Raw genomic sequence first — 9,320 nt, 5'->3', positions numbered from 1 at the left:
ATCCCCCTGATTTCGGGCGTGATCAACTTCGTCATGCCATTGCAAATCGGCGCCCGCGACGTCGCCTTCCCATATCTGAACAGCCTCAGCCTGTGGCTGACCGTGGCCGGCGCGGCGTTGGTGATGGTGTCGCTGTTCGTGGGCGAGTTTTCGCGTGCGGGCTGGCTGAACTATGTACCGGTGTCCAACCTGCAGAACAGTCCGGATACTGGGCCCGATTATTATCTATGGGCGCTCCAGATAGCGGGTGTCGGGACAACCTTATCCGCCATCAACATGGTCACCACGATCATCAAGATGCGCGCGCCCGGCATGACGATGATGAAGATGCCGGTCTTCTGCTGGACCGCCTTGTGCAGCAACGTGCTGGCCATCGCGATCTTCCCGGTGCTGACCGCCGCCTTCGCGCTGCTGATGCTGGACCGCTATGTCGGCACGGATTTCTTCACCAACGATCTCGGCGGCAACCCGATGATGTATTGGAACCTGGTGTGGATCTGGGGTCACCCGGAAGTCTACGTCCTGGTCCTGCCGGCATTCGGCATCTTTTCCGAGATCACCTCCACCTTCTCGGGCAAGCGTCTGTTCGGCTATTCGTCGATGGTCTACGCGACCGTGGTCATTACGGTCCTGTCCTACCTCGTCTGGCTGCACCATTTCTTCACGATGGGTTCGGGCGCGAGCGTCAACAGCTTCTTCGGCATCGCCACGATGGTGATCTCGATCCCGACAGGTGCGAAGATCTTCAACTGGCTGTTCACCATGTATCGCGGCCAGATCCGGTTCGAACTGCCGATGATGTGGGTGGTGGCGTTCATGCTCACCTTCGTCGTGGGCGGCATGACCGGCGTGATGCTGGCAATCCCGCCGGCCGACTTCGTGCTGCACAACTCGCTGTTCCTGGTGGCGCATTTCCATAACGTCATCATCGGCGGCGTGGTGTTCGGGCTGTTCGCGGGCATGACCTACTGGTTCCCCAAGGCCTTCGGATTCCGCCTAGATCCCTTCTGGGGCAAGGTGGCCTTCTGGGGTTGGGTGATCGGCTATTGGGTCGCCTGGACGCCTATCTACATCGTCGGCCTGATGGGTACGACGCGGCGTGTTCGCCACTTCGACGATCCGTCGCTGCAGATCTGGTTCGTGATCGCGGCGATCGGCGCCGTGATCATCCTGATCGGCATCCTGGGCTTCATCATCCAGATCGCGGTCAGCATCAAAAACCGTGAGAAGCTGCGCGATACGACGGGCGATCTGTGGCACGGGCGTACGCTGGAATGGGCGACGACCTCGCCCCCGCCGCCGTACAATTTCGCCTTCACCCCGATCGTCCACGATCTGGATGCCTGGTACGACATGAAGAAGCGCGGCCATGAAATCCCGGCCACGGGTTTCCGTCCGATCCACATGCCACGCAACACCGGCGCTGGTGTGATCCTGTCCGCCCTCTCGCTGGTCCTGGGCTTTGCGATGGTGTGGTATATCTGGTGGCTGGCCGCCGTCAGCCTGGTCGGGCTGTTCGTCGTCGGCATCGGACACACGTTCAACTATGCGCGGGATTATTACATCCCCGCGGACGAGGTCGCGCGGACCGAACAAGCCCGCCTGACCACGGCGGAGGCCTGACATGACCGACCAAGTTCTGGCCACCAACCCGGCGGACGCTCCCTCCTTCTATGTGATCGAGGAAGACGACCACGCGCACGGCACCGGCGGCAGCACGCTGCTCGGCTTCTGGATCTACCTGATGAGCGACGCGCTCATCTTCGCGACCCTGTTCGCCACCTATGGCGTGCTAAGTTCCAGCTATGCGGGGGGGCCCACCTCCCGCGAGCTGTTCGAATTGCCGCTGGTCGCGGTCAATACGGCGATGCTGCTGATCTCCTCGATCACCTGCGGCATGGCGATGATCGCGATGGACGAAGGCCGGGTGCGCTCGACCCAGGTGTGGCTGGCGATCACCGCTTTGTTCGGCATCGCCTTCATCAGCATCGAGCTGTACGAATTCAGCAACCTGATCGCCGAGGGGGCCACGCCGCAGCGCAGCGCCTTCCTCTCGGCCTTCTTCGCGCTGGTCGGTACGCATGGACTGCACGTCGCCTTCGGCCTGCTGTGGATCATGGTATCGCTGGTCCAGCTGGGCCAGCATGGCCTGAATGCCGACAATAAGCGGCGCCTGATGTGCCTGAGCATGTTCTGGCATCTGCTGGACGTGGTCTGGATCGGCGTGTTCACCTTTGTCTATCTGCTTGGAGTTCTGCGATGAGCGCGCCCCACGCCCACCACGATGCGGGCCATGGCGAGGCCACGGGCCAGGGCCACGCCACCCGGCGCGGCTATCTGACCGGCTTTGCCTTGTCGGTCATCCTGACCGCCATCCCCTTCTGGCTGGTGATGACCGGCGTGATCGCGGACGTGCAGACGACCGTCCTGCTGATCATCGCTCTCGCCTTCGTGCAGATCGTGGTGCACACGCTCAGCTTCCTGCACGTCAACAGCCGTTCGGAAGGCGGCTGGACCCTGATGACGCTGATGTTCACGGTCGTGATCATCACCATCGTCATCAGCGGATCGTTGTGGATCATGTATCATCTGAACACGAACATGATGCCGATGGGCACCGACGGCATGAACGGCGGCTCCTGAAGACAATGCTATGGCGGCGCGGCGGAGACTGATTGCCCTTTGCCTGTTGCTTGCGGCAGGCTTTGCCGCTCTCGGCGTCTGGCAGATCGAACGCCGCGCCTGGAAGCTGGACCTGATCGCGCGGGTGGACGCGCGGGTTCACGCGGCACCGCAGGCCCCGCCCCCGCCCGCGGCGTGGAAGGCGGACATGACCTATAGCCGGGTCCGTGTCGAAGGCCGCTTCCTGCATGACCGCGAAACGCTGGTGCAGGCCGTGACCGATCTCGGCCCCGGCTGGTGGGTGCTGACCCCGCTTCGAACCACGCGCGGCACCATCCTGATCAATCGCGGTTATGTCCCGGCCGAACGGCGCGATCCCGGCAGCCGCGCCCAGGCACAAAAGACCGGCAACGTGACCGTCATCGGGCTGTTGCGAGAGAGCGAGCCCAAGGGCGGCTTTCTGCGCAGCAACAACCCCGCCGCCGGCCGTTGGTATTCACGTGACGTGGCAGCGATTGCCCAGGCACGTGATCTCCACGACGTCGCTCCCTATTTCATCGATGCCGATGCCACCGCTAATCCAGGGGGATACCCGGTCGGCGGCCTGACCGTGATACGCTTCCGCAACAGCCACCTGGTCTATGCGCTGACATGGTTCGCGCTGTGCGGCCTGTGCATCGCCGGTGCGCGGATCGCCTGGCGATCCGGCGAGGCGTGATGGACACGCCGGTTCTGGCCCTGACACGGCGCGGCGGCCTGGGCCGCCCGCGCAGCCCCCTGCCGACGATCGCCGCGGAGAATATGCGGCAGCTGATCCAACTGCGGTGGATCGCCGCGGGCGGGCAGTTGATCACGATCCTTGCGGTCAACCTGGGGCTGGGCGTTCGTCTTCCCCTGATCCCGATGATCACGCTCGTCGGATTGTTGGCGCTGGCGAACGTGGTGAACATCCTGGTGCTGCCGCGGCTCACGATCACCAACAGCGCCACCATGATCGCGCTGTTGCTCGACATGGCGGTGCTGACGGCACAGCTGCACATGAGCGGCGGCGCGACCAACCCGTTCATCTCGCTCTATCTGTTGCAGGTCGTTCTCGGCGCCATCCTGCTGGAAGCCTGGTCGGTGATCGTCATCGTGTGCGCAGCGTGCGGCTGCTATGCCTGGCTTGCCGCGCACAGCGCGCCGCTGCTCTACCCGCCCAGGGTGTTCGCCAATCTGGGCGATCTGCAGCGCGTCGGCGGCTGGATCAGCTTCGCGCTGACCGGCACGTTGCTGGGGCTGTTCATCACCCGTATCACGCGCAACCTGCGCGCGCGCGATCGCTATCTGGCGGACCTGCGGGAACATACGGCGGAAGAAGACAGTATCGTCCGCATGGGTTTGTTCGCCAGCGGCGCCGCGCACGAATTGGGAACGCCATTAGCATCGCTGTCGGTCATTCTCAGCGATTGGCGCCGCATGCCGGCGATCGCGAACGATCCCGATCTGGCGAGCGACCTGGGTGAGATGCAGGCCGAGGTGCGCCGCTGCAAGGCGATTGTGTCCGACATCCTCCAGTCCGCCGGCGAACCGCGCGGCGAGGATATGGAGAAGACGTCCGTCCCCGATTTCCTCGACGAGACCGTGTCTGCCTGGAGCCAGACACATGCCGGCTTGCCGCTGGACTTCACGATGGAAGGGCTGGACCGGGCGGCCCTGGTCGTGGACGCTTCCCTGCGCCAGGCGATCTGGAACCTGCTCGACAACGCCGCCGAGCTCTCCCCCTATGGCGTAGGTTTTCATGCCAAGCGGCAGGGCACGGATCTGGTGCTGGCGGTGATCGATCGCGGACCCGGCTTTCCCGCGGCGCAATTGCCGATGATCGGCAAGCTGTACCAATCGAGCAAGGGCGCCGGCCACGGACTGGGGCTGTTCCTCGCCGCCAACGTCGCCCGGCGGCTGGGCGGTCGGCTGGAGGCAGGGAACCGCCCGGCGGGTGGTGCGGAGGTAAAGCTGGTTCTGCCCCTCTCCGCCGACCCCGCGCAGGATATGTGATGGACGAAGCCCGCCGCCTGGTGATCGTGGAGGATGACGCGACTTTCGCGCGCACACTGCAGCGCTCGTTCGAGCGACGCGGATATCGCGTGTGGGTAGCGCAAAGCCCGGAGGCGCTGGATGCGCTGCTGGACGAAGCAGCGCCCCGCTTTGCCGTCGTCGATCTGAAGCTGGGCAACGCATCCGGACTGCCCTGCGTCCAGCGCCTGCACGCGCACGATCCCGAGATGCTGATCGTCGTGCTGACGGGCTTTGCCAGCATTGCGACCGCCGTGGAGGCGATTAAGCTGGGCGCCTGCCATTATCTGGCAAAGCCGTCCAACACCGACGATATCGAGGAGGCGTTTACCCGCGCCGGCGGCAATACCGAGGTGCCGATCTCGGAACGCACGACCTCCATCAAGACGCTGGAATGGGAGCGGATCAACGAGACGCTGGTCGAGACCGACTTCAACATTTCAGAGACGGCGCGCCGGCTGGGCATGCATCGCCGGACCCTTGCACGGAAGCTGGAGAAGCGGCCGATCCGATAGGTGCGGCGCTCATGGCCCGAGGCTGCATCAGGCCGCGAAGACCCTGCGTCCCTTTTGTACGGCCATGCGATGCGAACCGCTGAGCGCGGTGGTGCGGGCCTTGACCGTCTGCATGAACAGCCATTCGCCCGCGACCTGCTGGGGCCCGATGTCGAACATCATGTAACCGCGCCGGCTGGTGTCGGCCCAGCGCAGTTCAGGGTTGGTTGCAACGAAGCCGCGCGCCACGTTCAGCGGATCGGCCGCAAAACTGCCTTCGAAGCCGTTAGAGGTAACGCTGTGCCCGCCAAATTCCACACCGGCGGGCTTGCCGTCTTCGCTGAGCTCGAAGGCCCAGGCGTTGTGACTGTCGCCTGACAGCATCACCAGATCGGCGTCGGCCTGCTGCGCGGCACGCAAGAGGCGCGAGCGGGCGGCCGGATAACCGTCCCAGCGGTCCATCCACATGGGCAGGCCGTCCTTGGCCGCGCGTAGGTCGTCGGTAAATTCCTTGATCGTCTTGGCACTGGCGTCGCGACGGAGCCAATCGAGCGCGTTCGCGGGCATGAGCGTTCGGCCGACGATCGTCCCGACCCCGACCATTTGCCAATGGGTTGCGCGCGCATTGGTCTTCAGGGCATGGGCCAGCCAGCTCTCCTGCGTCGAGCCCATCATTGTGGCCGAAGGATCTTGCCAGATGCCGTCGCGGAAGGTTTTCAGCGCGGCGTCCGGATCGGCGGCGGCAAAGAGCGGCGCCAGATTGGCCTGCTGCGTACGGGCGAGCAGGCGCGTTTCGGTCCGGTATAGGGTGGCAAGCGTGCCGATCGGATAGGCCTTCCAGGGCTCGTCGGAGACCGGCATCCATTCGTGATAGACCTGCATCGCCGCGGCACGGCGCGGGTTCCAATCCCCCTCCGTATCCGGATGATGGTTTTGGGCGCCTCCTTCCCAGCTGTCATTGGCCGATTCATGATCGTCCCAGAAGGCGACCATGGGCGCCATCTGATGCAGGCGCTGTAGATCGGGATCGGCCCGGTAGCAGGCATAGCGCAGCCGATAATCCGCGATGGTCAGGATGGCGTTGGCGGGATCGACCCGTCGCCCTGCCGCCTGGTTCGCGTCATGGTCGGCGGAATATTCGTAGATATAATCGCCGACGTGCATCCACAGATCGAGATCGTCCCGCGCGGCGGCGTGCGCATAAGCGTTGAACCAGCCGATCGGAAAGTTGGAGCAAGAGAAGACGGCAAGGCCGAAGCGCTGCGTCGGCCCAACGGGCAACGTCTTGGTCCGGCCAACCGGCGATCGGCTGCCGTCGGGCGCAATGAAGCGGTACCAGTAAACGGTGCCGGGTCGCAGGCCGTCGACCGTGATCTTGGCCGTCCAGTCGCGGTAGGGCCCTGTGCGGACGCTGCCGCCGGACACGATCTTGGAAAAGTCGGGATCCAGCGCGACCTCGGCATCGAGGCGGATGGTTGCGTCGGTGGTCGGCTGGTAGCGCGTCCACAGCAGCATCGAATCCGGCCCCGGCTCACCGCTGGCCACATTGTGGGTGAAACCGGTGGCGCGCGGCAATTGTGCGAGGCCACGCCCCGCCGGGAGGGCAAGGGCCCCCAATCCCAACGCGCCGCCGAGGACGAGGCTACGACGATCGATCTGCAACGCCATCACGCAACTCCACACGATACGAGATCAAGCAGGTGTGGAGGCGGCGCTAAAAGATCGGGCCAGCCCACTGTCCGCGGCAGGCCGGAGCCAGGAACTGAGATCATTCAGGCTAAGCCGATGCTCGACACACGCCGCCGCGGCTAGCGATCGAATGTTACGGTTATTGGTCAGCAGCGCCGGACTGACGCCACCGGTCATTGCGAGCGAAGCACGAAGACAGCTGCGCCGGGAATGATCGCTGTTACGTCTACTTTGCGGGAATACCCCGGCTGCGCAGCAGCGGTGCTACCTCAGGATCGTGGCCGGTCATGTTGCGGAACATGACGTTGTAATCCTGGGTGTGGCCGCGCGAGAGGACCAGATCGCGCATGCGCTGACCGTTCGCCCGCGTCATACCGCCATGCACCTTGAACCAATCATAGACATTCTCTTCGAGCATGTCGGTCCAGATGTACGCGTAATAACCGGCGGCATAACCGCCGCCCCAGATGTGGGAGAAATAGCTGGTGCGGTAACGGGGCGGGACATGCGCGACGTCGAGGCCGGTCGCGGCGAGCGCCTTGGCTTCGAACGCGTCCACCTGCTGCGGCCCTGCATCACCGGGCAGCGAATGCCAGGCCATGTCGAGCTGCGCGGCGGCCAGCAATTCGCCGAACGAATAGCCTTGGTTGAACAGCTCGGCACGCTTGATCTTGTCGACCAAGGACTGCGGCATCACCGCACCGGTCTGATAATGTCTGGCATAATGGGCGAGCACGCGCGGTTCGAGCGCCCAATGTTCGTTGAACTGGGAGGGGAATTCGACGAAGTCGCGCGCTACCGCCGTTCCGGAGATGCTGGGATAGGTCTGGTTGGCGAATAGGCCATGAAGACCATGACCGAATTCGTGGAACATGGTGCGCACGTCGTCGGATGTGATCAGCGACGGCTGGCCCGGTGCCGGCTTGGTGAAATTGGCGGTGTTGCTGATGACGGGCTTCGTGCCGAACAATTTCGACTGGCGCACGTAGGAGTTCATCCACGCGCCGCCGGCCTTATTGTCCCGCTTCCAATAATCGAAATAGATCAGGCCCAGCGGCGTGCCGTTCTCTTCGAACGCCTCATAGACGCGGACGTCGGGATGAAAGGTGGGAATATCCGTACGGCGCTTGAAGCTGAGCCCATACATCTGGTTGGCGGCGTAGAAGACGCCGTTTTCCAGGACGTTCCAGAGCTCGAAATACGGCTTGGTCTCATTCTCATCCAGATCGTATTTCGCCTTGCGGACCTTCTCCGCATACAGATCCCAGTCCCACGGCTGCACTTGGAAACCGCCTTTTTCCAAGTCGACCGCATGCTGAACCTCGGAGAGTTCGCGCGCCTGCGCAGCGGCGGTGGGGGCATCGAGCGCGTTCAGGAAGCTGCGCGCCGTATCCGACGTCTTGGCCATCTGTTCGGCCAGCGAGTAATCTGCCCATGTTGCGAAGCCGAGCAGGTTCGCCTTCTTGGTGCGTAGCTGAATGATCTGCGCGATCGTCTCGCGCGTGTCGTTGTCGTCGCCCTTTTCGGCGCGCGTCCAGCTTTGCTTGAACAAGGCTTCACGGGTTGCGCGATCGGTAAGGGACTGCAGCGCCGGCTGGGTCGTCGTGTTCTGCAGCGGGATCAGATATTTGCCGGGCAGGCCACGCTCCTGCGCATCGCGCCCCGCCGCTTCCACGCCGGCGCTTCCCAAGCCCGCCAATTGCGCTGGGCTGTCGACCACCAGGGCGCCCGCCTTGGTGGCAGCGAGCAATTTCTGTCGAAAGGCGACGCCGAGCGAGGACAGCTGCTTGTTCAGACTGCGCAGTGTCGCTTGATCGGCCGCAGACAGCTGCGCGCCGGCACGCACGAAATCCTTGTAATAATCGTCGAGCAGCATCGCCTGCTCTTCCGTCAGCTTGAGCGCGGCCTTGCGATCATTGAGCGATTTGAACCGGGCGAACAGTTTGGGATCGAGATAGATCGTGTCGTTATAGGCCGCGAGCTGCGGGGCAAGCACGGCCTGTGCCTTTTGTAGGACGGGATTGGTGTTGGCCTGCGCGACTTGACCGAAAGCCGCTTGGGCACGCGCCAGCATCTGCCCCTGCCGTTCCATCGCGACAACGGTATTGTCGAACGTCGGCGCTGCCGGATTGTCAGCAATTTTGCGGATCTCGGCCAAGCTCTGAACAATGCCTTGTTCAATGGCCGGCTGGTAATCGGTATCGGCAATGCGATCGAACGGAGGGGCCTGATATGGCAGCGTGCTGGGCTGATCGAACGGATTGGCCGCAAGCACCGGCGAAAGGGTGACCATGGCAGTGGCGGCAGCGAATAGCGTCAGGCGAACCATTTGTGATCCTTATATGAATTGCCACGTTAGCCGCCGGTTCGCCCCGATGTCGAGCGATCCGCACCCGGCCTCCGCACCCCTGCCCACCCGCTTTCGACCAGAGCCGATGCGCCTGGTGTTGACAATCGGCGTAG

At 63.6% G+C, this 9,320-nt stretch carries 8 protein-coding genes; 6 read left to right on the top strand and 2 right to left on the bottom strand.

Annotated features, from left to right (window positions below; all coding sequences use genetic code 11):
* The 6 genes from ACOJSI_RS19890 to ACOJSI_RS19865 all read left to right on the top strand — a co-directional run.
* Nucleotides 1-1,623 (top strand): cbb3-type cytochrome c oxidase subunit I (locus tag ACOJSI_RS19890; RefSeq protein WP_420140055.1); only part of this gene is annotated, 1,623 nt, incomplete at its 5' end.
* Nucleotide 1,624: 1 nt separating this feature from the next.
* Nucleotides 1,625-2,263 carry a cytochrome o ubiquinol oxidase subunit III gene (gene cyoC / locus ACOJSI_RS19885; RefSeq protein WP_420140054.1) on the top strand — a complete coding sequence of 213 codons (639 nt, stop codon included), beginning with the start codon at nucleotides 1,625-1,627 and terminating at the stop codon, nucleotides 2,261-2,263.
* Nucleotides 2,260-2,643, top strand: coding sequence for a cytochrome o ubiquinol oxidase subunit IV (gene cyoD / locus ACOJSI_RS19880; protein WP_420140053.1), 384 nt, complete (start codon nucleotides 2,260-2,262; stop codon nucleotides 2,641-2,643). The genes cyoC and cyoD overlap by 4 nt, the downstream gene beginning before the upstream one ends.
* 10 nt (nucleotides 2,644-2,653) lie before the next feature.
* Entirely contained in the window at nucleotides 2,654-3,340 is a 687-nt protein-coding gene (locus ACOJSI_RS19875) for an SURF1 family protein (protein WP_420140052.1), read from the top strand.
* The gene (locus ACOJSI_RS19870; RefSeq protein WP_420140051.1) at nucleotides 3,340-4,656 is read left to right on the top strand and encodes an ATP-binding protein; all 1,317 of its coding nucleotides are present in this window, start codon (nucleotides 3,340-3,342) and stop codon (nucleotides 4,654-4,656) included. Before ACOJSI_RS19875 ends, ACOJSI_RS19870 begins: the two co-directional genes overlap by 1 nt.
* Complete coding sequence (locus ACOJSI_RS19865; RefSeq protein WP_420140050.1) at nucleotides 4,656-5,189, top strand: response regulator transcription factor; 534 nt, start codon at nucleotides 4,656-4,658, stop codon at nucleotides 5,187-5,189. The genes ACOJSI_RS19870 and ACOJSI_RS19865 overlap by 1 nt, the downstream gene beginning before the upstream one ends.
* A 27-nt stretch (nucleotides 5,190-5,216) precedes the next feature.
* Here the strand turns inward: ACOJSI_RS19865 and ACOJSI_RS19860 are convergent, their stop codons facing one another.
* Together ACOJSI_RS19860 and ACOJSI_RS19855 are read right to left on the bottom strand one after the other, a co-directional pair.
* Nucleotides 5,217-6,836 (bottom strand): alkaline phosphatase D family protein, encoded by a 1,620-nt coding sequence (locus ACOJSI_RS19860; RefSeq protein ID WP_420140049.1) that lies wholly within the window; start codon nucleotides 6,834-6,836, stop codon nucleotides 5,217-5,219.
* 247 nt (nucleotides 6,837-7,083) lie between these two features.
* On the bottom strand, nucleotides 7,084-9,186 hold the full coding sequence (locus ACOJSI_RS19855; RefSeq protein WP_420140048.1) for a M3 family metallopeptidase: 2,103 nt from the start codon (nucleotides 9,184-9,186) through the stop codon (nucleotides 7,084-7,086).
* Between the last annotated feature and the right edge of the window lie 134 nt (nucleotides 9,187-9,320).

Origin of the sequence: Sphingomonas sp., from assembly GCF_048595155.1 — a bacterium.
GTDB lineage: Bacteria > Pseudomonadota > Alphaproteobacteria > Sphingomonadales > Sphingomonadaceae > Sphingomonas_I.
Note: the sequence above shows the minus strand (reverse complement) of the source record. Positions and strands in the feature narration are given on the sequence as shown.

Excerpts from the sequence above, each read along its gene's own strand:
- cyoC (WP_420140054.1), top strand. The coding sequence starts at position 1,625 with ATGACCGACCAAGTTCTGGCCACCAACCCGGCGGACGCTCCCTCCTTC.
- cyoD (WP_420140053.1), top strand. The coding sequence starts at position 2,260 with ATGAGCGCGCCCCACGCCCACCACGATGCGGGCCATGGCGAGGCCACG.
- ACOJSI_RS19875 (WP_420140052.1), top strand. The coding sequence starts at position 2,654 with ATGGCGGCGCGGCGGAGACTGATTGCCCTTTGCCTGTTGCTTGCGGCA.
- ACOJSI_RS19870 (WP_420140051.1), top strand. The coding sequence starts at position 3,340 with ATGGACACGCCGGTTCTGGCCCTGACACGGCGCGGCGGCCTGGGCCGC.
- ACOJSI_RS19865 (WP_420140050.1), top strand. The coding sequence starts at position 4,656 with ATGGACGAAGCCCGCCGCCTGGTGATCGTGGAGGATGACGCGACTTTC.
- ACOJSI_RS19860 (WP_420140049.1), bottom strand. The coding sequence starts at position 6,836 with ATGGCGTTGCAGATCGATCGTCGTAGCCTCGTCCTCGGCGGCGCGTTG.
- ACOJSI_RS19855 (WP_420140048.1), bottom strand. The coding sequence starts at position 9,186 with ATGGTTCGCCTGACGCTATTCGCTGCCGCCACTGCCATGGTCACCCTT.